At 61.9% G+C, this 24,479-nt stretch carries 22 protein-coding genes and 4 tRNA genes; 12 read left to right on the top strand and 14 right to left on the bottom strand.

Translation table 11 applies throughout. The features are described 5' to 3' along the window. Window positions 1–60: 60 nt before the first annotated feature. The 5 genes from FGL95_RS02520 (at window position 61) to FGL95_RS02500 (ending at window position 2,911) form a co-directional block, all read left to right on the top strand. Window positions 61–255, top strand: a complete 195-nt coding sequence (locus FGL95_RS02520) for a helix-turn-helix transcriptional regulator (RefSeq protein ID WP_169584591.1) — start codon at window positions 61–63, stop codon at window positions 253–255. A 280-nt stretch (window positions 256–535) separates the two neighbouring features. After that, window positions 536–1,444, top strand: coding sequence for a helix-turn-helix domain-containing protein (locus FGL95_RS02515; protein WP_169584590.1), 909 nt, complete (start codon window positions 536–538; stop codon window positions 1,442–1,444). Between the two features lie 299 nt (window positions 1,445–1,743). Beyond that, a complete protein-coding gene (locus tag FGL95_RS02510) occupies window positions 1,744–1,923 on the top strand; it encodes a hypothetical protein (RefSeq protein ID WP_169584589.1) in 180 nt (59 codons plus the stop codon). After that, on the top strand, window positions 1,924–2,121 hold the full coding sequence (locus FGL95_RS02505) for a hypothetical protein (protein WP_169584588.1): 198 nt from the start codon (window positions 1,924–1,926) through the stop codon (window positions 2,119–2,121). Window positions 2,122–2,131: 10 nt separating this feature from the next. After that, window positions 2,132–2,911 (top strand): hypothetical protein, encoded by a 780-nt coding sequence (locus FGL95_RS02500; RefSeq protein WP_169584587.1) that lies wholly within the window; start codon window positions 2,132–2,134, stop codon window positions 2,909–2,911. A 476-nt stretch (window positions 2,912–3,387) separates the two neighbouring features. Here the strand turns inward: FGL95_RS02500 and FGL95_RS02495 are convergent, their stop codons facing one another. The 8 genes from FGL95_RS02495 to FGL95_RS32145 all read right to left on the bottom strand — a co-directional run bounded on the left by FGL95_RS02495 (window position 3,388) and on the right by FGL95_RS32145 (window position 7,979). After that, window positions 3,388–4,260, bottom strand: coding sequence for a hypothetical protein (locus FGL95_RS02495; protein WP_169584586.1), 873 nt, complete (start codon window positions 4,258–4,260; stop codon window positions 3,388–3,390). A 14-nt stretch (window positions 4,261–4,274) separates the two neighbouring features. Further along, entirely contained in the window at window positions 4,275–4,862 is a 588-nt protein-coding gene (locus FGL95_RS02490; RefSeq protein WP_169584585.1) for a hypothetical protein, read from the bottom strand. Window positions 4,863–5,036: 174 nt separating this feature from the next. Further along, the gene (locus FGL95_RS02485) at window positions 5,037–5,825 is read right to left on the bottom strand and encodes a TIGR04255 family protein (RefSeq protein WP_169584584.1); all 789 of its coding nucleotides are present in this window, start codon (window positions 5,823–5,825) and stop codon (window positions 5,037–5,039) included. Between the two features lie 848 nt (window positions 5,826–6,673). Continuing rightward, window positions 6,674–6,988, bottom strand: a complete 315-nt coding sequence (locus FGL95_RS02480) for an SHOCT domain-containing protein (RefSeq protein WP_169584583.1) — start codon at window positions 6,986–6,988, stop codon at window positions 6,674–6,676. Between the two features lie 500 nt (window positions 6,989–7,488). Then, window positions 7,489–7,563, bottom strand: a tRNA-Val gene (locus tag FGL95_RS02475). 1 nt (window position 7,564) lies between these two features. Next, window positions 7,565–7,635 (bottom strand) — tRNA-Cys (locus tag FGL95_RS02470). Window positions 7,636–7,659: 24 nt separating this feature from the next. Then, window positions 7,660–7,732: transfer RNA gene (locus FGL95_RS02465), tRNA-Gly, on the bottom strand. Between the two features lie 109 nt (window positions 7,733–7,841). After that, window positions 7,842–7,979 (bottom strand): hypothetical protein, encoded by a 138-nt coding sequence (locus FGL95_RS32145; RefSeq protein ID WP_240962637.1) that lies wholly within the window; start codon window positions 7,977–7,979, stop codon window positions 7,842–7,844. A 77-nt stretch (window positions 7,980–8,056) separates the two neighbouring features. Here FGL95_RS32145 and FGL95_RS33095 point away from each other — a divergent pair, with 77 nt between their 5' ends. Together FGL95_RS33095 and FGL95_RS32140 are read left to right on the top strand one after the other, a co-directional pair. Further along, window positions 8,057–8,167 (top strand): isoprenylcysteine carboxylmethyltransferase family protein, encoded by a 111-nt coding sequence (locus FGL95_RS33095; RefSeq protein ID WP_420838008.1) that lies wholly within the window; start codon window positions 8,057–8,059, stop codon window positions 8,165–8,167. Window positions 8,168–8,171: 4 nt separating this feature from the next. Next, window positions 8,172–8,339 (top strand): hypothetical protein, encoded by a 168-nt coding sequence (locus FGL95_RS32140; protein WP_240962636.1) that lies wholly within the window; start codon window positions 8,172–8,174, stop codon window positions 8,337–8,339. Between the two features lie 28 nt (window positions 8,340–8,367). Here the strand turns inward: FGL95_RS32140 and FGL95_RS02455 are convergent, their stop codons facing one another. After that, on the bottom strand, window positions 8,368–10,518 hold the full coding sequence (locus FGL95_RS02455; RefSeq protein WP_169584582.1) for an EAL domain-containing protein: 2,151 nt from the start codon (window positions 10,516–10,518) through the stop codon (window positions 8,368–8,370). Window positions 10,519–10,638: 120 nt separating this feature from the next. Here FGL95_RS02455 and FGL95_RS02450 point away from each other — a divergent pair. After that, window positions 10,639–10,713: transfer RNA gene (locus FGL95_RS02450), tRNA-Val, on the top strand. Between the two features lie 961 nt (window positions 10,714–11,674). Then, a complete protein-coding gene (locus tag FGL95_RS02445) occupies window positions 11,675–15,082 on the top strand; it encodes a pyruvate carboxylase (RefSeq protein WP_169584581.1) in 3,408 nt (1,135 codons plus the stop codon). A 12-nt stretch (window positions 15,083–15,094) separates the two neighbouring features. On the opposite strand, the gene FGL95_RS02440 is transcribed toward FGL95_RS02445, so the two are convergent. Further along, window positions 15,095–15,853 (bottom strand): GntR family transcriptional regulator, encoded by a 759-nt coding sequence (locus tag FGL95_RS02440; protein WP_169584580.1) that lies wholly within the window; start codon window positions 15,851–15,853, stop codon window positions 15,095–15,097. 231 nt (window positions 15,854–16,084) lie between these two features. Next, entirely contained in the window at window positions 16,085–16,372 is a 288-nt protein-coding gene (locus tag FGL95_RS02435) for a YciI family protein (RefSeq protein ID WP_169584579.1), read from the bottom strand. Window positions 16,373–16,557: 185 nt separating this feature from the next. On the opposite strand from FGL95_RS02435, the gene FGL95_RS02430 reads away from it, so the two are divergent. Then, on the top strand, window positions 16,558–17,298 hold the full coding sequence (locus FGL95_RS02430; protein ID WP_169584578.1) for an alpha/beta fold hydrolase: 741 nt from the start codon (window positions 16,558–16,560) through the stop codon (window positions 17,296–17,298). A gap of 295 nt (window positions 17,299–17,593) precedes the next feature. Here the strand turns inward: FGL95_RS02430 and FGL95_RS02425 are convergent, their stop codons facing one another. The 3 genes from FGL95_RS02425 to FGL95_RS02415 all read right to left on the bottom strand — a co-directional run bounded on the left by FGL95_RS02425 (window position 17,594) and on the right by FGL95_RS02415 (window position 21,570). After that, window positions 17,594–18,748 carry a serine hydrolase domain-containing protein gene (locus tag FGL95_RS02425; protein WP_169584577.1) on the bottom strand — a complete coding sequence of 385 codons (1,155 nt, stop codon included), beginning with the start codon at window positions 18,746–18,748 and terminating at the stop codon, window positions 17,594–17,596. A 310-nt stretch (window positions 18,749–19,058) separates the two neighbouring features. Then, a complete protein-coding gene (locus FGL95_RS02420) occupies window positions 19,059–20,258 on the bottom strand; it encodes an acyl-CoA dehydrogenase family protein (RefSeq protein WP_169584576.1) in 1,200 nt (399 codons plus the stop codon). A 55-nt stretch (window positions 20,259–20,313) separates the two neighbouring features. Beyond that, window positions 20,314–21,570: a CoA transferase gene (locus FGL95_RS02415; protein WP_169584575.1), complete on the bottom strand. Its 1,257-nt coding sequence runs from the start codon at window positions 21,568–21,570 to the stop codon at window positions 20,314–20,316. Between the two features lie 169 nt (window positions 21,571–21,739). Here FGL95_RS02415 and FGL95_RS02410 point away from each other — a divergent pair, with 169 nt between their 5' ends. Then, entirely contained in the window at window positions 21,740–23,224 is a 1,485-nt protein-coding gene (locus tag FGL95_RS02410; protein WP_169584574.1) for an aldehyde dehydrogenase, read from the top strand. 58 nt (window positions 23,225–23,282) lie between these two features. After that, window positions 23,283–24,479 (top strand): helix-turn-helix domain-containing protein, encoded by a 1,197-nt coding sequence (locus tag FGL95_RS02405; RefSeq protein WP_169584573.1) that lies wholly within the window; start codon window positions 23,283–23,285, stop codon window positions 24,477–24,479.

The following is a 24,479-nucleotide window of genomic DNA, read 5'->3' as shown; positions in this document are numbered from 1 at the left end:
ATGGACATGTCGAACTGAAACCGCGTGGCGACGGTAATCCCGAAAGGGGATTACTGAACCATGCCGATGAACAAATCTGCACGTCGTCTCGCGAGCATTGCCGTCGCAGCCGAATGCTGCGACGTGTCGACGAAGACGATCCGGCGCTACATCGCTGCCGGCCGAATCACCGGCTACCGGATCGGCCCGCGACTCCTCAAGGTCGACCTCGAAGAACTCGACCAACTGCTGCGCCCGGTCGGTGGTGCAGCATGACGGAACGAAAAAGCCGGTCCCCTCGGACCGGCCCTCTTCAGCATCCACCACGACAACGGACTACATCGAGCGTAGCGCTCCCAAGCAGGTGGTCGGCATGACTGTCTGCATTCTCTGCGGTCGCGAGACCGATCGTCCAGGGCACCCGTTCGACGGATTATGTGCGAATTGCGACTATTGCGCGAGGTACGGCCACGGATTGGAAATCCACTGCGGCCGTTGCGGTTTCCCGACCTACCCGCGAAACGCGCCGAATTCGACGGTCCGGAGCGGCTGACGAATGGCCCATTCGATGCGTTATGCGTGGCGTCGGATCGTGGTGCGCGACCCGGGCCTGTCTGAAGCCACCCGGCGCGTGTTGCTCGAACTCGAGTCCTACGCGGACCCGGACGGGTCGAACGCGCGTCCTGGCGTGCGGAACATCGCCGAGCAACTGCATACAGCCAAGGGGAAGTACGGGCACGTCTCCCAACGGACCGTGAAGACGGCGCTGGCGACCGGACTGACGCGTGGCTTCATCGAGCTGACAGAGAAGGCGCCACGCGGCCGAGGCAACCGCCGATCCGACGTATACCGGCTCGTGATTCCGACGGAAATGGAGGCAACCCAGACTGCACCTATTTCAGCCGACGAAAAGGGGGCAACCCAGACTGCACCTAATACGGCCGAAATAGGTGCAATCACGGACGTTAATAGGTGCAATCAGACCCCTTTAATAGGTGCAACCCAGACTGCCTACCACCAGATCACTACTTACGCAGCACCAGATCCTCTTACACCAGAGAGTTCTCCCCTTACGTTTCGTATCGCGCACGCGCGCGACGACAAAACGGGACACGAAGAAGATGAACCCGAAGTGGTCGACGCGGAGGTAATCGACGAGCCCGACGGCACCGACACCACCGACATCACCTCGCCAATCACGTCGTCGTTCGAGCGTCTAACAACACGCGCACCGATCCAAGAACCGCCGCAGGCAACCACGCAGTTCGCACCGCACCCCGAACCCGATCCCACCAAGAATCCGCTCGCGTGGATCGACCGAGAGTTGCCCCAAGGCTTCCTGCGGGGGGAGCGCGCACGAGCCGAACACCTACTCGCAGAAGGCAAGAGCTACCCGGCGGCGCGCTACGTGATCCTGCGCGAACGGCGCCAACCCCGCGCGAACGGAAAGCCTGAACCGGCATGACTCCCGACACTGTGCGGGCGTGCGCCTACCTCGTCGCAGACACAATCCGCCAACGCAGCCGCTACGGACAACCCATACCACCATGGCTCCGCACCCTCGACAGGAACCTACGAACCGAATTGTCCGCTACCGGTCACATCCCTACCGTTCACGCACAAACCGGCGCACCATTGAAAGCAGCACACGACATCGCAACCGAAAACGGTTGCAGTGCAAGAACAATTCGCAGACATGCACACAAGTTCGGCGGCAGAAAAGTGGCTGGCCGCTGGGTATTCGACTAAGGGAAGGCACCTGAAATGGCAACGACAACCGATCTGACCGAGGCAGTAGTCACCGCGATCGAGGCATTCGTTGCCGAACTCGACGACGACCAATTCGCCGAACTCGTTGCCCGCACAAGGGAACCCCGCACCGACGATAACGCCGACGAGACCGCCGCCGCGCGGGCGACCGCACGAAAACTGTTCGGCAAGTGAATGTTCGAACACGACGACGAGTTCCGCCAACTGGCCGACGACCTGTTCGACCGGACGACAGAACCCGAACCCGCACAGCCGCGGAACCACGTGCCCCGCGAGGGCGGCCCTGTTCACAGCGAGCGGCCCGGCCGATTCGAGCGGGAATGGTCCCGCAATTTCTTCCGCGACAATGTCGACACCTACGACTACCGCTGAAAGGCTCACCATGCCAACATCCGGATCCGCTGCCCGGCAGATTGTCACGCAGGCGGCTAGACAGCTCGAACTGCCCATACCGCCGGCCGTCGTTGACGGATTCGCCGAAGCCGATCGGCTCGCTCGCGAATGTGGTGCGCTCGTCGCAACCCACGATCAGCTCGCCGGCGCCGTCCTCGCCGCCATCCGCGCGGGCAGAGACCCCGCGGTCGACAAGGCAGTCCGCATCGCACAACTGGGCGTGCAGCTCGGGCTCCAGTCCTTCGGCGAACGCGGCCGCGCCGAAGCCGACGCCCTCGTCGCCGGCGTCCTCATTCAGCACTCCGACGAACTGCTTGAGCAGTGGCGCGGCGACCTCGAGGCCGACGGCGAGGCACTCGTCCACGCCGCCACCGCTCTGCCCACGACTGACTTGGACGACACTCGCAGCGTCCTCAGGGCCGGCGCCGACGCGCTCGCGGCATGGACCGCAGCAGTCGAAGCCGTCGCCCGCTTCGACCTCGCGACTACAGGGTTCGCGACCCTCGCCGGACTCCAGCGGATCGACACATCAGGACACAGACACCGTGTCTTACGCTTCGCCGCCGTCGACCTCGACACCGCCGAACAGATCGAAGCCGACACCGGCGGACGCGCGCCCACTGCCTGGAACGTGGCGTGTTCAGGGGCGACACCGGCGCTGCCGACCGTCAGCGAATTCCGGCGCCGCCGCAGCGCGTTGGACCAGGAGAGGCGAGACCGTGCGGCGGCCGCCGTCGAGGCTGCGGCTCATCCACGCGCGTCCGTGTGACCAGGGGGGTGGGGGACCAACCGCCCTCGGCACCCGCCGCGCACCCTCCGGCATAGGCACCCATCTATTCACAGCAGATCCCACATACCCCGGAAGGCCGATTGGATGCCTCCAAGCTGCGCGTGGCGACCCCGGCGACGGTGGTGACAAGTCCCCGTCGCGAACGTCGGAGAAGCCGTTGAGATCGGCTCTCGACGCGCCCTGATGATGGGCCGACACCACCGCTGTGGCCGGGTACCTCGAGGAGATGTTCGGGGGAGAGGGATACCGCCCTCGGCCTGCATGAGGCGGGCTCGACACCTGTACGGCATTCTTGTACGCGCCGTACGGGATGTTTGTCAGATACCCCTGGCACCCCCCAACCCCACCCATCCGGCACCCGGTTCACATAGCACCCCACAGTTTGCATGCGGCTTTCCGATGTTTTGGCTTCGCGGGGTGATCGAGTGCCCGGACCAATGGGCGGGACAATCATGTTAGGACGATTGTGTGTCCTCGATGAGCGAACTTGTTACATAGTCGGCCGCCGACATGACTTCGATACTTGTGAATTCCGGACCGACGATAGTGACGCCTTCGGCGTACGCAGACTGGTACAGACTAAGTACAAGCTCAGTCCAACCGTCGACATCGATCTGCGAGCGCTCGGATTCGTCTAAAGCCACGACGAAGAGCGCAAGGACGGTTGGGTTTGTGGGATCGTTCCACTGAACTCGAAGCTCTCGAACGTGCGCGTTTAGCGCTTCACCTCCATCTGGTTGTCGCCGCAGTCCGTCGTATAGCGGTTCGGAAAGGTGGGCGATACACGGCAGCGGTGCGGCAAGCCGCTGCCGCCGAGCACCAAGCTTCCGCGCAAGCAAGGCATATTCAAGGTCATTTCCGAACGCCTCGAGTGGGGTTTGACCGATCAGGACTGTTTTTTCCAGAGGCATTTCTAGGCGAAGGTCCGCGACCCAAAGCCCACTCGTCGCCCAGTCGGCGGTGATGGGTATGAAGTGGCCGAATTGGCCACTTCTGACTTGTCCGTGTTGTCCTGGTTGAAGTCGGTTGGCGGCATCATAGACCGGCGCAACGGTGATCCAAGGATTCGTCCTCTTTAGCAGGTCACAAGCTTGCGTGAGCATCATCGCGCGCATGGGCCCATATCCGAACTCGCCCGCAATCGTCGGCGTGAGCGAACTCAGTTGTTGTCTCGGAGGGCTCCATATCGGCGCGAGTGCGGCCTCTAGAAAGAACGCCGGGACGTTCTCGATGATATGGCCCTGCCGGTAGGTATCAAGGTGCTCAAACAGGCCCTCTGGCCAAGGATCGCAATTTCCGAAGTCGCCGATTGCACTACTTTCAGTCACGTCGTCGCTTGTTCTTACTCAGCGGCGTCAGCGAAGTTTGCCGCCAACATGTCGTCGACGGGCGGCAGAGGAGGCGCGGTGAGCGCACGTCGCAATCGCGCCGCGACGAGACGCACCTTTTCCGTATCACCGCGCGCATCTACCAGCTGATCCAGCGGCGACGGTTCACCCTGATGGAACCAGGCGCGCGCGCCGTCGCGCCCGACGGCTTCTACTGCTGAAGAGATGAGGCCATGCAGTCTCAAAACGGGCCCGTGTACGGTCGCCGGCCGCGGCGTGCTGTCGCGATCGCGCCACGCGTAGACGGTTCCGCGACTGATCCCTGCGGCGTCTGTCGCTTGTTGAAGGCCGATGCCAAGCCACCTTTGAATATCAGCGAGGCTGGTCTGCAGGTGTGCCGCAGGACCTAGATCCACGTGCGCGGCACGGTCGAACACTGGCGCGTCGCTCGTCGCGAACCCCATGCGAGACGATTGCCAGACCGACGCGATGAGCCCAAAGATGTAGCGAGTCGGCTCAAAGTCGATCGAGGTCGCCGTGCCCGCGCTCCAGCGCCAATCATGGAACTGGGGCGAGCGCACAATGCAGGGATCGACATACACGTACGGCCGATTGTGAGCGTCGCGGTTGGTAACGACATCGGAAAGTGAAGTGGCATCGGTGAGAGGCGTCCTGAAAGGGTCGAGGACCTCGTCCAGTTCAGTGGCAGTCGTCAAATAGTCGATCGGCAGCGTAGAAGGCTCGTGCGACGCAAGTCTGGTCTTGGTTGAATACATCTATTTCTCATCCCCTTTCAGCCATTCGTACAGCGTGTCGTCGAGGGATGCGCGAAACAGCGCGCCCGTGTGCTGATGGAGCACAGTTGTTGCCGCCATTATGTCGCCGACGGCGAATGCTCGGGGGCTTTGATCGAAGACGTCGTAGTCAAGCAGATATATGCCTGAGGCCCGGCCCTGATCGTCTGCTTGTAACCCGTGGTGAAACATGCATAGCGCGCCCTCTTCTAGCTGTAGCATGTGGCGCTGATCGGAGCCCAACACAGAACCGCCGAAGGTGGGGTCACTCAGAAGACTGCGGATCGCCGCCGGGATGAGTCCATCCCAGTTGTCGTGGCCGTCTGGCAGTGGAATCTTATCGATGTATCTGAGCCCTAGACGCAAACATTGGGATGGGTCAAACACTTTGGCAACAGCGTCGGCGACACTTTCTATTTGCGGCGCCATTTTTCCCCAACCGGGGTAATTCTGAGTCTCAAGTGTCACGCTGTCTGGACTGATGACGAGAGACCAGGCCCCGACGCTCGATTGCAACCGATATGCGGAGCGGCTTGTTTCGGAAACAGGCCCTGTTGCAGTGAGAGTGACCCGCATCTGGGGTGCGGGCTGCAGGCTGGTCCACGAAGCGTCCAAAGCCTTTTGGATCTCGCGCGCTTGCGCGTGGGATACGCCGGTCCCGATCTCTTCGAAGTTGATCTGCGCCGCCACCAGCACGAGCGGACTGCGTTGAAGAGGTTCACTGTCATATCGGGCAAGTTGCAAGGGGACTACGGGCACATTTGTTGACACGAGTTGAACATACAACCGACGGGAAGTTCATGTCGGCAGACGCGTAGGTTTCGAGGTCAGGGCGTCGCATTCTGCATCAGCCGTCGCCGATCCCCCTTGGGCCACCGTCATCGCCCCAGATAATGCTGTCATCCAGTTCCAATTTTGCGGAATACAAGCCTTCGCTGATGGAGGCCACTGATTGGGCTATCAATCGGCCGGGTACACAGAAGGCTAGTGATCCTAGAGGCTGAATTGAGGCTCAGATGACCGTCACAACTTTGCGTACCGCCGTTGTCACATCCGTGGGTCTTCTGTGCTTGGTGTCCGCGGGTGGCCCCGCCCAGGCTGCGCCGGGGAATGTCACAGCCACGGCGTCGGTATCGGGAACGACCGTCACAGTAACCGTCCACAACGGGACTTCGCGCGAGATCAACTGCGAGGAGATTGGGTTCACCGACCCCGAGGTGCCGGACCAAGAGACGCCCGAGCTGCCGTGGTTCGGAAACCGCGGACAGCTGAAACCTGTCCTGCCTGGTGCAGACGGGCATGAAGTCTCGACTGAAGTAACCCCCGGCCGGTATCACGTGTACTGGGTTTGCGGGGTGGATGACGGCTCCGAGATGTGGGGCACATCCCCGGTCCCTGAGTTTTATGGCGGGACGGGCACAGCCGCTCCAATTCCAGTCGTCGTAGGGCAACTGTGTTTCGGCTCCGCTTGTTTGCCGACTGCCTTTGGTTAGTGAGTCTCCTCAGGTGCTGGTCTGTCGTCTGGCTCTAAAGGGTGCGGAGGGGAAAGAACCTTCCCAGCGCATCGTGCGACGCCAGCGCTGCCGTCAGCCCCGGTGCTCCTTCTCAGCAAGTTGCGCTCAACTGAGCAACTTTGCCTTCGCAGCCCTGAACTCGTCGTCGGTCAGAACTCCAGAGGCGTGTAATTCAGATAGCTCTTTGAGTTGCTCGGATATTGCCGACGGCGCAGTCGCTGCGTCCGAGCGCGATTGAGGCGCTCCTTGGGCGGGCACGCGAGTGGCGGCGAGAACCGCTGCCAGTATGCCTATCGGTCCGAAGAAGAAGCCGAAAGCGAAGTACCCGCCCCAACTCAGCCACTTTTGCTCCGCAATGGTCGCCGCTATGAAACCGCAGATCAGTGCAGCCATAAGCAACACGATGTACAAAGATTCCATCGCCGCAAGCTACCACCCATCCACGGATTGACCGGGCGATCATGCATCTGCTGCTTCGTAGACGTCGATAGAGCCGCCTCTTCGGCTGATCTCGGGAAAGCAAAGGGTTTGTCAGTCCCTCGGGCTATCTTCTGCGTCGTGACGTCCGGTGTCGGAGGGAAGCCGGCTGCCGGACCACACGACGGAAGTGCCCGTACATCTCCAGTTCCCAGCGGACGAACTCGTGCGGCTGGGTAGTCGTAGTCGTCGTCCATTTTCTCAGCTTCGATTGCGCCGGCGGGGAGGGGGGATCGCAGCATTGCGCGTCTGCCACAGAATTTTGTGGTCGTTAAAGGCGATGGTCGCTGCGGCTGAGGGTGTGGTGATCGTGGCGGGCCTTCCGGATGGTCGCGGTACTGGAATATTCGTCCGCGACCGTAGACCTGTCTGGCGCCTATTGCATGCTTATCGCATGAGAACAAGAAAGGCACCCCGAAAGGGTGCCTGACCTGCACTAACTGTGGTGCGCGATACTGGGATTGAACCAGTGACCTCTTCCGTGTCAGGGAAGCGCTCTCCCGCTGAGCTAATCGCGCGAGGTGGAGACGGGAATCGAACCCGTGTGCACGGCTTTGCAGGCCGTTGCCTCACCACTCGGCCACTCCACCGTAAGGCCAAAAACGACCCTCTCGAGCGGATGACGGGATTCGAACCCGCGACCCCAACCTTGGCAAGGTTGTGCGCTACCAACTGCGCTACATCCGCATTTCATCCTCTTCGGCCGTAAGAAACAGCCTCTGAGGTGCGACTGGAAACACTAGCCGAACCACCTCTGTTGTCACAAATCCGCTGGCCAGGGGGTCTGTTGACTCGCTTACTTTGCGACCAACCCGATCGCCGCAACCGTCCTGGCCGTCGGATTTGTTGCTTGGGTGTACTGCGTGTACCGAATCGGCAAGAACGAGCCACCGAGCGATGCGTAGCTCAGCGCTGCGGCGACCGGTGTAGGCATCGGCATCGGCCTCCTCGCCGCATACATCGAGGCGGCATCCTCAGCCCGCTCGTCCCGGCGCTGGGCAGGCCCTCAGATTGGCCGCAGTCCGGCAGTTGGGATCGTTCTTCACCTTCGAAATTCACACCGCACCCGGCCACCGGGTCATCGACACCGGCCTGTACCGCCTGATCAGGCACCCGTCTTAGGCCGGTGCTCTGTGCACTGGGCTTCACCATCGCATACGGGAATTGGCTGGCGCCTCTGACGGTCTCGGTCCTCGCGCTCGGCTACGTCATCCGGATACCGGCGGAAGAGCGCGCGCTGGTCGACGGACTTGGTGACCCGTACCGGCTATACATGGCCAAACCAAGCGACTGATTCCGTACGGCCTGTGACGGGTTGTGACTCATTCCTGGCTGACAAACGTCAGTAGCGCCGCTCGAGCTGCATCGACCCTCATCGGTCTGGCGAGGTGAAAGCCCTGGGCGTAGTCGCAGCCGACCTTGTCCGCTACGGCGAGAGCCTCGCTCGATTCGATGCCCTCGGCGACGACGAGCAGCTCGAATGCGTGGGCCAATCGGGTGATTGCGGCGAGCACCCCGTTCGCTTGGGTGTCGGCTCCGAGATTCTTGGTGAAACGACGGTCGATCTTGACACCGACGATCGGCAATTCCGACAAGCGTGCAATCGAGGAGTAGCCGATGCCGAAGTCGTCGATCATCACGTCCACCCCCAGATCGGCGATGCGTCGCAGGGCGTTGGCAGCGATGTCGAGGTCTTGCATGAACCCGGTTTCGGTCACTTCGACGACGAGGTTGGCTGGCGCAACCCGGTATCGGTCGAGCGACGAACGGATCGCGTTCTCGACCGATCGGTCGCCGAGTTGGAGGACGGAGACGTTCACGCTGACGCGAACGTCAGGATTGATGCTCGCTAATCCGGCGATGTCGCGAATGGTGGTCCGGAGAACGCTGATGCCGAGCGGGACGATCAGGCCGGTTTCTTCTGCCAGAGGAATGAATTCAGCCGGTGGCAGAAGGCCGAGGGTGGGGTGCGGCCACCGGACCAGCGCTTCGTATCCATACAACGAGCCGTCGCTCAGCCTCGTCAGTGGCTGATATTCGACGACCAACTCGTCTCGTTCGATCGCGCGGAGCAGCTCGTTCTCGCGGGTCAGACGTTCGACGGCACGCTCGCGAAGGGCGTTGTCGAACTGAACGAATCCCGGCCGCCCACGTTCCTTAGCGACGTACATCGCGGCGTCGGCATCGCGAACCAGGCTGAATGCGTCGGAATGTTCGTCGTTGACGGCGACCCCGATCGACACTGTGAAGAAGAATTCGCCGCCGTCGATCACGAAGGGTGCGGCAAACGCGGCGTTGACTCGATCGGCCAACGCCGCAATGCCGGAATCGGTGCCCTCGGGCAGCAGGACCGTGAACTCGTCACCGCCGAAACGCGCGAGAATTGCCGATTCGCCGACGACATCGGACAGTCGCCCGCTGACCTCGACCAAAATCCGGTCGCCGGCCGGGTGACCCATGCTGTCGTTGATGCGCTTGAAGCGATCTAGGTCGAAGAACAGCACAGCAACCCGCGCGTCCGGGTTCGCGAGCTCGCCCGCGAGCAGGGTCAGGAACCGTGCGCGATTGAAGAGCCCGGTCAGCTGATCGCGTTCTGCGGCCTCGGTCAGTGCCCGATCTGCGTCCGACCGCTGAATCGCAAGGGCCGCAAGCCCCGCCGCCGCTCCAATTGCTGCGATTTCGGAGGCGCCGGGCTGGTGGGGGACCGAGCGATACAGCGCGAACGTGCCCAAGAGCCGGGTGTCGGAGTCGTACAACGGACTCGACCACACCGCGTGCAGATCGAAATCGCGAGCGAGGTCGACGAAATTTGCCGTACGCGGGTCCGTGAGTGTGTTGAAGACGATCGTGGTTCGGCCCGTAGCGGCGGCGGTGCCGCACGAACCGACCCCATCTTGGACAGGAAGGTCGGCCAGCGCTGTGCGGGCCGCAGGCGACAACGACGGGGCCGCTGCGACGTGAAGTCGTTGGCCGGTCGCGTCGGGCACCATGACGCTGCAAATCGTGCCGGGGAAGCGAGCTTCGACCTCGTGGCATAAATCATTGAGCGTCTCGTCGCGCGGTTTGCCGCGTGCGATCTGTTCGAGCACCCGTTGGTAGGTTTCGAGGTCCGCCTGCGCCTGCCGTTCGGCCGCAAGTTCCGCCACGGACGCCCGCAATGCCTCCTCGGTCACTTGGCGCTCGGTGATGTCATGGAGCGTGAGCACGAACGCTTGGGGCGAATTGGGCAACGTAGCGGTGGACAACTCGACCGGCACGCACGTGCCGTCCGCGCGGCAGAGCAGCTTCTCCGCATGTTCCGGTGGGAGCAACCGCGTGATCGGCGTACCGATCAACTCGGAACGTGAAAAGCCGGTCAGCCGCTCGGCCGCGGCATTGACGAAGAGGATCGTGGCGTTCGTATCCACGGAAACGATCGCGCCGGCCGTGTTCTCCAACAGGGCCATCGCCGCATCGTCATCCAGCCGCTGCACTCGACCAGTATCGTGTGTCGATGCCGAATCGGTGGCTGGTCTGCAGACATTGCCGCAATAGACCGGCAAAGCGATTGGGAAGCATCCGAACGACCGTGTAATGTTCCACCACGGTCACACGGTCCCGTGGCTCAGTGGAAGAGCGTCCGCTTCACACGCGGAAGGTCGCTGGTTCGAACCCAGCCGGGACCACCACGTAAAAGGCCCAGGTCAGAGACTCTTTAAGGTACAGCCCCGGCTGTGCGGGGGAGCGTTTTCGACCAGTATCCGGCGTTTATCCGGCGGGTTTCGCCGGATGGCTGCCGGATGAACCGACGACAACCCGCGGGAACACGGAATGTGCGGGGCGGAAGGTCAGGAGTTGGTTGAGTCGGCGTGCGGCGCGGTGCCGATGTTGCCATCGGTCCGTTTCCGCAGCCCGCTCGCCGAACCCGCCATGCGTGTTTCCACCCCACGGGCTCTCCATGGTGTCTGCCGTTAGGCGTGTTTGGCCACGGTCCAGGGGTTGGGGATTGTGTTGTCGCGGTACCGGTATCGAGTGATCGGGACCGCGGCGAGGTTGAACAGTTCGATCGCGTCCGCCGAAGGTCTGCGCCACCGACCGCAATCGGTGGTGTTGTTCGGCAGACATCCTTCCACTTGCAGCGAGTTCGGAAAGCGGTGTGACGGGTAGCACTTCGTGTAGTCCTTCGAAGGCTAGGAACGAATCACCGCGCGCCTCCACCCCCTTTGCCCCATGAGGTTTGCGGCCAGGGGGAGGGGAGCAGTGCGAACAGCGCGGCCGCCCATCCCGAGGGATCAAAGTTCACTCGGACCCAGTGTTAGCAGAAGGCACCACAGAGGACGCGTTTTCAAACCGACCGCGTCTCGCCCACTGCGACGCGGCGACGACGGCAAGAACCGAACCCGCTGCCGGTCGACATTCCACTCGGCGTGCTGACAGCTGATCGCCGTCACGTTGGCGTCGAAGGAGATGAGACCATTGCGTCGCCCGCCGGGAGGACTGCTCCAAAACGCTGAAAAGTTGTCACGAGAACTGACCAGTTGGCCGATGTTTGCTCGGGTTGGCCCAACGTAGCGTGCAAGTTGATGTTTGCAGTCACCGAAGGCGTCAGTTTTCAGCCGGTGCGAGCGACCTTGAAATCTAGGGGATCCGTTGTTCTCGAAAGTTTTGGTAGCCAATCGCGGCGAAATTGCTATCCGTGCGTTTCGTGCCTCGTACGAACTCGGTGCGGGTACGGTCGCTGTCTTTCCGTACGAGGATCGAAACTCGCTGCACAGGCTGAAGGCCGACGAGAGCTATCAGATCGGTGAGACAGGTCACCCGGTGCGGGCGTACCTGTCGATCTCGGAGATCGTCTCTGCGGCAAAGAGTTCCGGGGCAGACGCGGTGTACCCCGGATACGGTTTTCTTTCCGAGAACCCGGACCTCGCCGCAGCATGTGCGGCCGAAGGCATCACCTTCGTAGGGCCGTCGGCGGAGATTCTCGAGCTGACCGGCAACAAGGCGCGCGCCATTGCCGCAGCGAAGGCAGCCGGACTTCCGGTGCTCGCGTCGTCGGAGCCGTCTGCTGATGTCGAGGAGTTGCTCGCGGCTGCCGAGGACATGACGTTCCCGTTGTTCGTCAAAGCGGTCGCCGGTGGTGGCGGTCGCGGCATGCGGCGCGTGGCCGAACGTGAACAACTGAAGGAGTCGATCGAGGCTGCGGCGCGCGAAGCCGAATCGGCGTTCGGCGATCCCACCGTCTTCCTCGAGCAGGCCGTCATCGATCCGCGCCACATCGAAGTGCAGATCCTGGCAGACCAGCAGGGCAACGTGATTCACCTCTACGAGCGCGACTGCTCGGTGCAGCGCCGCCACCAGAAGGTCATCGAGCTTGCGCCTGCTCCGAATCTGCCGTCGGAGGTGCGGGCGAAGATCTGCGCCGATGCGGTCGCTTTCGCCAAGCAGATCGGCTACACCTGCGCAGGGACTGTCGAGTTCCTGCTCGACAAGCGCGGCAACCACGTCTTCATCGAGATGAATCCACGAATCCAGGTGGAGCACACAGTGACCGAGGAGGTCACCGACGTCGATCTCGTTCAGTCGCAGCTTCGCATCGCGTCGGGGGAGTCGCTCGCCGACCTGGGGCTGACCCAGGACAAGATCGTCTTGCGCGGCGCGGCTTTGCAGTGCCGCATCACGACCGAGGATCCCGCGAACGGGTTCCGGCCCGACACCGGCCGCATTACCGCGTACCGGTCGCCCGGTGGTGCCGGAATCCGGCTCGACGGCGGCGCGAACTTGGGCGCCGACGTCGCGGCGTACTTCGACTCGATGCTGGTCAAACTGACCTGTCGTGGCCGGGACTTCCCGACAGCTGTTGCCAGGGCGCGTCGCGCGTTGGCGGAGTTCCGTATACGCGGAGTATCGACGAACATCCCGTTCCTACAGGCGGTTCTCGACGACGAGGACTTCGGGGCCGGAAACGTCACCACGTCGTTCATCGAGGAGCGGCCACAGCTGCTGACCCAACGCGGATCGGCAGACCGTGGCACGAAGATTCTGAACTACCTTGCAGACGTCACGGTCAACAAGCCGCACGGCACTCGGCCGTCGAAGGTCTATCCGAAAGACAAGCTGCCCCTCATCGACCTCACGGTCGCCCCGCCGAACGGTTCGCGGCAGCGGTTGCTCGAGTTGGGCCCGGAGGGCTTCGCGAAGGCACTGCGCGAGCAGAAGGCTCTCGGTGTCACCGACACGACATTCCGTGACGCACACCAGTCGTTGCTGGCGACCCGGGTCCGGACGACAGGCCTGCTCGGCGTCGCCGGGCACGTCGCGCATCTGACGCCGGAGTTGCTGTCCATCGAGGCATGGGGTGGCGCGACCTACGATGTGGCCCTTCGGTTCTTGCACGAGGATCCGTGGGAGCGTCTCGCGGCCCTGCGTGAAGCGGTGCCGAACATCTGTTTGCAGATGCTGCTGCGCGGCCGCAACACGGTCGGCTACACGCCGTATCCGGAAAAGGTCACGCGCGCATTCGTTTCCGAGGCGACCGATACCGGTATCGACATCTTCAGGATCTTCGACGCGCTGAACAACGTCGACCAGATGCGCCCGGCGATCGACGCGGTTCGCGAAACCGGTACTGCCATAGCCGAAGTGGCGATGAGCTACACCGGTGACCTTGCCAATCCGGCGGAGAATCTGTACACGCTTGACTACTACCTGAAGCTGGCCGAGCAGATCGTCGACGCGGGCGCGCACGTGCTCGCGATCAAGGACATGGCCGGACTGCTGCGGGCGCCTGCGGCAACCACGCTGGTCACGGCGTTGCGTAGTAACTTCGACCTCCCGGTGCACGTGCACACGCACGACACTCCGGGTGGTCAGCTCGCCACGTACTTCGCTGCGTGGCAGGCGGGAGCGGACGCGGTCGACGGTGCCAGTGCGGCGATGGCAGGCACGACGAGCCAGCCCGCACTGTCGGCGATCGTGGCCGCCGCTGCGCACACCGAACGCGACACCGGACTGAATCTGCAAGCCGTCTGCGACTTGGAGCCGTACTGGGAGGCGCTGCGAAAGGTGTACGCGCCCTTCGAATCCGGACTTCCCGCGCCGACCGGTCGCGTCTACACCCACGAGATCCCGGGTGGTCAGCTGTCCAACCTTCGCCAGCAGGCGATCGCCCTCGGGCTCGGCGACCGGTTCGAGGAGGTCGAGGCGAAGTACGCCGCAGCAGACCGGCTGCTCGGTCGGTTGGTGAAGGTGACGCCCTCGTCCAAGGTCGTCGGCGACCTCGCGCTCGCACTCGTCGGAACCGGCGTCGACGTCGACGATTTCGCGGCCAACCCGGCCACCTACGACATCCCCGACTCGGTGATCGGCTTCCTGCGCGGCGAACTCGGCACACCCGCGGGCGGGTGGCCGGAACCGTTCCGCACACGGGCACTGGAAGGGCGCTCGGAGGCAAAGCCGATCACACCGTTGACCGCTGCAGACGACGCAGGGTTGGCCGGTACGTCGAAACAGCGGCAGGCCACGCTCAATCGTCTTCTGTTCCCGGGTCCCACAAAGGAATTCGAGGCGCACCGCGAGAAGTACGGCGACACGTCGGGACTCTCGGCCAATCAGTTCTTCTACGGACTGCGCCGTGGCGAGGAACACCGCGTCGAACTGTCGCAGGGTGTCGAGCTGCTGATCGGGCTGGAAGCGATCTCCGAACCCGACGAGCGCGGCATGCGGACCGTCATGTGCATCATCAACGGCCAGTTGCGTCCGGTGTCGGTGCGCGACCGGTCGATCGAGTCCGAGGTACCTGCCGCGGAGAAGGCGGACAAGACCAACCCGGCGCACATTCCCGCGCCGTTCGCCGGCGTCGTCACGCTCTCGATCGCTGTCGGCGACAAGATCAAGGCGGGCGACGCGGTCGCAACCATCGAAGCTATGAAGATGGAGGCTGCGATCACTGCGCCGCGCAGTGGCACGGTCAGTCGGGTCGCGATTTCCAAGGTCCAACAGGTCGAGGGTGGCGATCTCCTCGCGGTCGTTGCAGCGAGTCAAGAGTCGAGCGCGGAATAGCGCAGGCGACGGTTACGGCGTGTGCTGGCCTGTCCTGTGAATTGTCAGACGATGCTCATAACGTTCGGCGGCGTGGACTGTGGCGGCGAACTCGACAGGCTGCCCGTCGGAGTTTCGGTAGATCCGCTCGATTCGTAGTGCGGGCCTACCCACTGCCGTGTGCAGTTTTTCCGCGAGTTCCTCATCGATCAGGATCGCTGTGACGGTCTCCTCGGCGCTCGATACCGGTCCGGCAACAGTTCCGACTATGGCGACGATCGTTCCAGCTGCACGTCCGGAGGGAAGTCTATTTTCAGAGACAAGTCGACTGCCGATATCTGGGGGAAGAATTACTTCGGTCACGGCGAAAGGTTCGTCCTCGACCCATCGCCGTACCGTCAGTCTCGCCACTACTGGACCGTCTAGTTCAAGGCGACGCGCGCTGTCGACGTCGTGCCGCAATTCCAGCGACGACGTCAGTTCCATCTCCGTACCGGCCCACTCCTCTAGGTCCTCGAGTGAACCGGTGGATCGTACGGTACGGCCAGACGGCGATCGAAGCGTCGGAAAGGTTCCTCGCCCACGGACGCGGTATACGAGTCCGTCTGCAACGAGTTCCTGGAACGCGCGGCGGACAGTCTGCCGCCCGAGCCCATACTTTTCCATCACTTCGGCGTCGGTGGGCAGTGCAGTGTCCGCGCCGTATAGTCCGGCGTTGATTTCTTCCGTCAGTTGCAGGGCGAGGCGCCGGTATCCCGGAAGCTCTCCGGTGGCGGGTTGCGGCACTGACATGGGTGCTCCCTCCGAAGTTCTGCATCGCCGGGTGTATTTAGCCGACTATAGTTATTGTTTCATACCAAATATGCGGTCTTGCTGTGGCTCGATCGTGCGAAGCGCGGCTTTGGTGGTAGCTACGACGCCGACGTTCAGTGGTGGCCGACCGAATGGGGCAGGCGCGCAAATAGCGACAGCCCGAACCTGAATTCTGGTTCGGGCTGCCGGATTGGTTGTCTGACAAACGATTCAGCTGGCGGCCCCAACCGATCCGAGAGCGATGCTCCATTCTTTGATCGTGGTATCGACGATCACGCCCTCAGTAGTGAAAGGATCCTTGTCGAGCAGCGGCTGCAACTCGTCGTGATTCGCGACATCGAATACGACGAGGCCGCCGCTGCCGTCGGGCCATCCGCCGGCGACAGTCACGGTGCCGCGGGCGACGAGATCCTTGAGATAGTCGACGTGCGCCTGCTTGGCGGCGCCGATTTTGGACTTGTCGTCTGTGTAGGTCCAGAGAACTGCGAAGTTGGCCATGTGCCGAATCCTTTGGGTCGTGGTGAGGTTCCTATCCACATTTACCGCGGATTGGCGGTAGGTAACTGACCCGAAAATGACACAGTCCGTTAGGTGTTCGTGCGACGTAACGTTTGCGTTAGACCCTGCCGGACCATGACCGGCAGGCATGTACGCGACGTGGCTACAGGGAAGGATGATCGACAATGACGATTGCAGCAATAGAGGGCAACGGTAATCACAAGGTGCTCGTTCTGCACGGATGGGCCCTCGATAGTGGGGTTTGGCTTACTGCGCGAGCATTGAGCGACGTCGGTCGCTTCACATTCGCGTACGTCGACTTCCCTGGTTACGGCGTCGCCCGAGACGAAGCGCCTGCTGACGGAATCGACGGAATGGCACAAGCAGCTCTCGATGACGCCAAAGGTCTTGGTTGGGAAAGCTTTTCGGTGCTAGGGCACTCGATGGGTGGGCTCACAGCACTACGCGTGGCCACCCTTGCTCCGCAGCAGGTGCGCTCGGTCGTAGCCGTCACCCCAGCATCTCCTGCCGGCACCCCCCTCGACGAGCAGACGTACGCGGCGTTCGCGAGTGCATGGTCGGATCCCGGGCCGACGATCAAGGGCGGACTCTCGCCGAACATCGCAGCCGAAGACCTGAGCCGTCTCGTTGCTCGCAACCGTGCCTCGATGACTCAAGCTGTTTGGGATGCGTATCTCGCCAATTGGACTGCGGCGTCGTTCTTTTCGGAGCTCGGGTCGTTGGAGATGCCTGTGACCTTGTTCTACGGAGACTCGGATCCGTTCATCACCGAGGATTACTTGAAGGACACAGTGAATGCGATTCCAAACGTTGAATCGCTCGAACTGAAAGGCTCCGGTCACTACCCCATGATCGAGGCACCCGCCGCGTCGGTTCCTCTATGGGAGCGCGCGCTCACGAAGTGATGATGTGCTAGAGCCGAACGGTGGTCTCGAGAGGCTTTCTCGAGACCACCGTTTTTGTGACGGCCAAGAAACTGATTCGTTCGCACCAGTGTTGGCGCCGTCGACGAAGGACATGCATCTCTGATCAGTCGGGAGTTAGTTCGAATGTTCAGCGTTATTTGGCTGTTGCTGAGCCTGATTCGGCCATACGAAGGCTACAGAACGATTTCTACCAATCGGCGCGCCGTGGTGATTTCTCCCGGACGGTGACAGTCATAGCTGAGCCGCGCGATCACCGACCGGTGGAACCGACTTCTCAGTCTATGTAAGCCGAGTGCACGAGATCTGAGTAGCGTTGATGGCGTTCCCAGCTTCGCGTTTCTTCGAGCAGTCCGGTAGATAGAAATACGTATGTGAGGTTCCGCTCGGGATCGACCCAGAAAGCGTTCGACCCGGCGCCGATGCCACCGTAGGTGGTGGGCGAGGCAAGTTGACCGAACGCATGCGGGAAGATCCCGCTTCCGCGGACGTAGAACCCCAAACTGAGGTTTGCGGGGAACGTCCGCCAGTCGCGGGAACCTTTCGCGTAGCTCCACATAGTGTTCGGCTCGTCACCGGTTTCGGATCTGATGCTGTAGCGCGCCAACGCCGGGCTGAGGAGACGGATCCCGTCGACCTCGCCCTCACGTCGAAATAGTTCGGTGAACCGGAAGTAGTCACTCGTGGTTGTCAAACCAGCGCCAGCAGGAACGACGAAGTCTTCGTCTGTGCTGTTCCCGAGGAGTTCGAGGATCTCTGCGTCAAGTAAGCCTGGTCGGCGATCGCGTACTACGACGGGAACCCGGCGCGGCGCAAGAGACTTGCGCGCCGAGAGGCTTGTGTCCACCATTTTGAGCGGATCTAGCAATTGCTCGGCAAGTATTTCGCGATAGTCACGCGCCTGCCCGTCGAGCCGAACCACGATTTCAGCCATGATGCTCTGTGCAACTGTTGCGGCATAACTGATAGTCGATCCAGGCTCGCGTTCGGGGAGCATTCCGCATACCGCAGCAGTCAACGCCTGGATATTGCCGAGTACCTCTGGTGGAAGATTCGGGGCGAACGGGAGCCCAGCGCGCTGAAGGAGCAAGTCGGCCACCGTCGTGGAGTTCTTGCCCTTCGTTGCGTATTCGGGGATGACTTCGCGGATTTGGGTGGTCACCGCGATGTCTCCACGATCGACGCAACGCAGGAGCATGGTATTGGATAGATGCTTGACGAGTGACGCCGTCCAGAACACCGCGTTCGTTTGCATTGGCGTGCCGGCCGCACGGTCCGCGTAGCCGATGGCCTCGTGCAGCACTATCTCGCCGTTGTGAGCGACAAGGACAACAGCCCCATCGATGCGCTCGGCGTCGACGTCCTTTTGAATGGCCGCGGGTAGGAGGCTCAGCCGATCCTCGTCGATCTCTGCGGTCGTGTCGAATGCCATTGCTCAACCCTTCTTTGTAGCTGTGCGTGTAGTCGAAATACCGATTTATCGGAGCGTGGAGATGTGTGCCGCTTGACAGTTCGATCGCGATTTGACGCGCATCGAACCCAAGACGAAGGCGGAGTCCAGTGCAATCCCGTCTCCACGGTGAAGTATTTACGGGAATTGCTCACTTGCGAGTGTCCCGAAAATGGCACAGTGCAATCGGGTACGTACGTGCGTATCGCGTTTCTCGCGAAGGCATTGTGAAAAGGTATGGTCCGTAACCTAATTCATTTGGCGAGGTACGTGCGAACGAATCTACTATCGCTCACGAGCGGAGTTGATAGTCCTTGAGCAGCGCCCGCCCGATGATCATCTTCTGAATGTCCGACGTGCCTTCCCCGATCAACATGAAGGCAGCCTCGCGGTAGAGCCGTTCGATTTCGTACTCCTTGGAGTAGCCGTATCCGCCGTGGATACGGAACGAGTCCTGCACAACCTCGTTGCAGTACTCCGCAGCCAGCATCTTCGCCATGCCGGACTCGACGTCGTTGCGTTCGCCTTTGTCCTTGAGGCGTGCGGCCTTGGTCATCATCGCGTGGGCTGTCTCGACCTTGGTCGCCATCTCTGCGAGCCGGAACAGGATCGCTTGATGATCGGCGATCTTCTTGCCGAACGTTTCTCGTTGCTGCGCGTAGGAAATGGCTAATTCGAAGGCGCGCAACGCAATTCCACAGGCACGAGCTGCGACGTTGACGCGGCCAACCTCGACACCGTCCATCATGTGGTAGAAACCGTTGCCCGGCGCTCCGCCCAAGATCTGGTCGGCCGTTGTCCGATATCCGTCGAAGACGGCCTCGGTGGTGTCGACGCCCTTGTACCCCATCTTGTCGATCTTTCCGGGAATGGTGAGACCCGGCGCAGTTTCTCCGAAGCCGACTTCCTTCTCGACCAGGAACGTCGTCATGTTCTTGTAGACGCTGTCTGCGCCTTCGTTGGTTCGCACAAGCACGGCGATGAGGTTCGATGTGCCGCCGTTGGTCAGCCACATCTTCTGACCGTTGATCGTGTAGTTGCCGTCCTCGCCTTTGACGGCTTTGGTTTTGGTGGCGGCCACATCGGAACCGAGGCCTGGTTCGGACATCGAGAAAGAACCTCGCACCTCGCCGGTCGCCATTTTCGGCAGGTACTTCTTCTTCTGTTCTTCGGTGCCGTGTCGCATCAGCATGTACGCCACGATGAAGTGGGTGTTGATGACGCCCGAGACGCTCATCCAGCCGCGGGCGATTTCCTCCACGCACAGCGCGTACGTGAGCAGCGATTCACCCAAGCCGCCATACTCTTCGGGAATCGTGAGCCCGAAGATGCCCAACTCCTTCAACCCATCGACGATCTGTTGGGGGTACTCGTCGGCATGCTCGAGTTCCGTTGCCACGGGCAGGATCTTCTTTTCCACGTAGTCGTGGACTGCCGCGACAATCTCGGATTGATCGTCGGTCAATCCCTCGGTACTGCATAGTCGGCTCATGAAGGGCCTTTCTGTTCTGGGTACGGGTGTTTGGGTTGTGACTGAGGTCGGGCGCTCATTGCTCGGGAAGCACGCCGGCACTGCGTAGTCGAGACAGCTCTTCGCGTTGCAGGCCAAGGCGTTCGGTGAGAACCGGGTAAGTATCGGTTCCCAACAAAGGTGCGGGACGCGCCCGGACTGGGCGACCGTCCTGCACTAGAGGCGACCCGGGGGAGAGGTAAGAGCCGATGCCCGGCTGATCGATCTGTTCGACGATGGGGTTCTTGCCTGCTGAGGTACCAAGATGGGCGACGACGTCTGTGAATGTGCGATACGGGGCCCACAGCAGCGCCGTAGCAGACAGCGCCGCTTCCACTTCGGCAGAAGTGCATCGCGAAAACCACCTGTCGAAAAGACCCGCTAACGCCTCGCGGTATTCGTATCGGTCGTCCTCGCGTGAAAAATCAACGCCCAGAGCATCTTCCAGAGCGGACACTGCGACTTGTGTCTCGGTGACAGTCAGAAGATCGCGCCAATGCCGACGGGTGAGCGCGACGACCATGAAGCGCCGCCCGTCGACGCTCGAGAAGTCGCGCGCGAAGCTGCCGTACAGGTAGTTGCCGATACGCGGACGCTGCACCTTCGTCACCTCTGCCTCGGCGAGCATGCCGAGGTTGCCGGCCATGGCGAGTGCGACGTCGGACAGTGCGATGGTGAGCTTGCAGCCTTCGCCAGTGAGTTCGCGGTGCCGCGTGGCGGCCGCGACACCTGTGGCGACGTAGAGTCCGCAGGCGATATCCCAGGCGGGCAGAACGTGGTTGACCGGATCGGCGTGGTTGGCGGGTCCTGTGACCAGCGGAAACCCCATCTCGGCGTTGACCGTGTAGTCCACTGCCGGCGTGCCGTCGCTATGGCCGTGAACCTGCACGTGGATGAGATCCGCCTGGTATCTACGTAATTCGTCGTAGCTGAGCCAGTCCTGCCCGGCGCTGTTGGTGACTACTACCGCGGTTCCTGGTGCACAGGACCCGACGAGTTGACGGACCAGGTCGCGGCCCGGCTCCGCGCGTAGGTCCACCGTCACCGAACGCTTGCCCTTGTTCAGACCCGCCCAATACAGACTGGCGCCATCGTTGGTGATCGGCCAGCGATGCTGATCGGGACCACCTCCGATCGGATCGATACGAATCACCTCGGCGCCGAGTTGCGCGAGCGTCATCCCGCCCAGCGGTGCCGCGACGAACGACGACAGTTCGATGACCTGCAGCCCTGCAAGTGGAGTGGTTTGTGTCGACTGGGCACCGCTGGGATTGCTTCGGTCCGTAGTGACCATGACGCTCCTCGATGGGGTTATGCCGACCGCAATATGTCCGGCTATTACTAGCTCATTATGGCATTAGGGGATACAGTAAGCGAGAAACAAGCGCGAAATATGCGTACAAATTTAGCGTTGAAATTGCGCCATTTGGCGCACTGCACGGATGGTCGAGGAGCGCAAAACAATGCCAGGTCTTGAGCAGTTCAAATTGGTCATCGGCGGCAAGCCGGTCGACGCCGCATCGCGTGCGACATTCGAGTCGCAGAACCCCTACACAGGCGAGGCGTGGGCGATCCTTGCCGACGGCGCCCCCGAAGACGTCGATGCCGCTGTGGCAGCAGCCCGATCGGCATTGAACGGAGAATGGGGTGCCACAACAGGTTTCGTCCGCGCCCAGCTACTGCGTCGGCTCGGTGATCTGATCGGAGACAACGCCGAGCGCCTTGCGCAGCTCGAAGTGAACGACTCCGGCAAGCTCTACCGCGAAATGATCGGTCAGATGTCGGCGCTGACTTCGTGGTTTCACTACTACTCGGGACTGGCAGACAAAGTCGAAGGCCGCCAAATCCCTGTACCCAACCCCAACTATCTGGTGTACACGCGAAAGGAACCCGTCGGGGTAGTCGCGGCGATCACGCCCTGGAATTCGCCGCTGTTGCTGCTGGTTTGGAAACTTGCGCCGGCGTTGGCTGCGGGATGCACCATGGTTGTCAAACCGTCTGAACACGCGTCGGCGTCGACGGTCGCGCTAGCCGAGCTATTCGATGAGGCGGGCTTTCCGCCCGGAGTGCTCAATGTTGTCACGAGCCAGTCCCCGGAGGTCGGTGCCGCTTTGGCCGGTCATCCCGGGGTCGACAAGGTCGCATTCACCGGCGCCACGTCCACGGGACGGCACGTCGCACGGGCTGCCGCAGAGAATCTCAATTCGGTCACCTTGGAGCTGGGCGGAAAGTCGCCGCAGATCGTCTTTGCTGACGCCGACCTCGCTGCCGCGGCCAACGGCATCGTCGCCGGTATATTCGCCGCGACCGGACAAACCTGTATGGCCGGGTCTCGGCTTATCGTCCACGAGTCGGTGCACGACGAACTGGTCCGGCTGGTCGCCGAGCGTGCGGCATCGATCAAGCTGGGCGATCCGATGGACCCGGAAACGGAAATGGGGCCGGTAGCCAACGAGCCGCAATTTTTCAAAGTGCTGCACTACCTCGAGGAGGCACAGAAGGAAGGTGCCACCGTTGTGTACGGCGGCAGTGTCGACGACGGTCCATCGGGCATGGGCGGACTTTTCGTCAAGCCCACCGTGCTCACCGGCGTTGGACCTGCTTCGACGATCGTGCGTGAAGAGGTTTTCGGACCTGTACTGGCGGCCTACACCTTTCGTGACGAGGATGACGCGATCGTGCTGGCGAACGACACCCCTTTCGGGTTGGCTGCGGCCGTCTGGACGAAAGATGTTCACCGCGCACACCGAGTTGCCGCGAAAGTCAGGGCGGGAACCGTATGGATCAATGCCTACCGGGTCGTCGCACCGAGTGTGCCGTTCGGTGGGTTCGGTCTGTCGGGAATTGGTCGAGAGAGCGGCATCGACGCCATCGACTCCTACAGCGAGAACAAATCGATCTGGGTCGAACTGACTGGTGGAACCCGCGACCCCTTCAGTCTCGGCTGACGCCGAATTATCAAATCCCCGTTCGCCTTTCGAAACGCGATGTCAACGGAGCGCCACCATGACAGCTGCCACTAATGTCCTCGACCTCGCTCAGCACCGGACCATTATGGACAACCGTTCCGCTGAGACTGCCGGACGTGACATGGTTCTCGCTCAGGCGTTCGTCAGGGCCAGTCGCGCGCCGGGGACCGAAGTTGTTGCGGTGAACGAGCGTCTGCTCATGTCCACCAGCGCAGCCGCGCGGTGCCTCGGTGCTGTCGACCAGGCCGCGCTCTGGCGTTGGGCGCGGGAGTGTTCCAGTGCCAGGGTGGCAATGTTGCCCCTCGGTGGTCGTGCACCCCTGAAAACCGAGCTTGTTCCGATATTCGATGCGACTGTGCGCGTGGGTGTGCTTGTCACACTGGACTTGTCGCGACCGCATCCGCTGCACTGCGTCTCGCAGCACGAGGAGCGGCTGTTCGTCTCGGTCCTGCCGGGAACGTCTCGACAGGCGTCGCAATTGCGGGCCGACGTGGCTCGCGCATCGGACGTCGATGCGAATATCTTGATCACTGGGGAGCAGGGAACGGGAAAAGGCACCGTCGCGCGACGGATACTCGATCTCGTCGGTGATCGCGGCAACACGATCGACGAGTTCGACGCCCACGACGCCGAACAGGACGGCTGGACCGACCGAGTTGCCGCAGCACTGTGCCACGGTCACGTCCTGGTGACCCATTTCGACACGCTCCCCGACAGTGGGCGTTCCACACTCCTCACCGCTGCGGCGCATTCACTTCGAGGCCGCCTCGTTGCGACAGCCGAGTATTCCAACGTCGCTGGGCCGAACGACCGAGAATTTTCCTTTCGAATAACGCTGCCTCCACTCCGTGATCGACTCGAGGATTTGCCGGCAATCGCCACCCAGGTGCTAGCTCGAAAGATTGTCAACGGTAAGGGAAAGCGGCTCACTGCCGGGGTGCGTCGCCATCTGTGGCGGTATTCGTGGCCGGGCAACATCACCGAACTGGAGGTCGTGCTGAGTCGCGCTGTTCTGCGGGCTCCGACAGCCGTGATCGACGAATTCTGCATTCAGCTTCCCGCCGGCATCGAGGCGGGACTCGGCGCGCATCGGCGAAGTCTGGTCGAGTCCGCCGAGCTTGACGTTCTGCGTGACGCGCTCGACCGGTGCGGCGGTAATAAGTTGGCAGCCGCTGACATGCTCGGCATCTCGCGTTCGACGCTCTACCGCAAGGTCCGTGCGCTCGGAATATGA

The sequence above is a fragment of the Antrihabitans stalactiti genome (genome assembly GCF_012932915.1).
Taxonomy (GTDB): domain Bacteria; phylum Actinomycetota; class Actinomycetes; order Mycobacteriales; family Mycobacteriaceae; genus Antrihabitans; species Antrihabitans stalactiti.
This window is presented reverse-complemented; position numbering and strand designations above follow the sequence as displayed.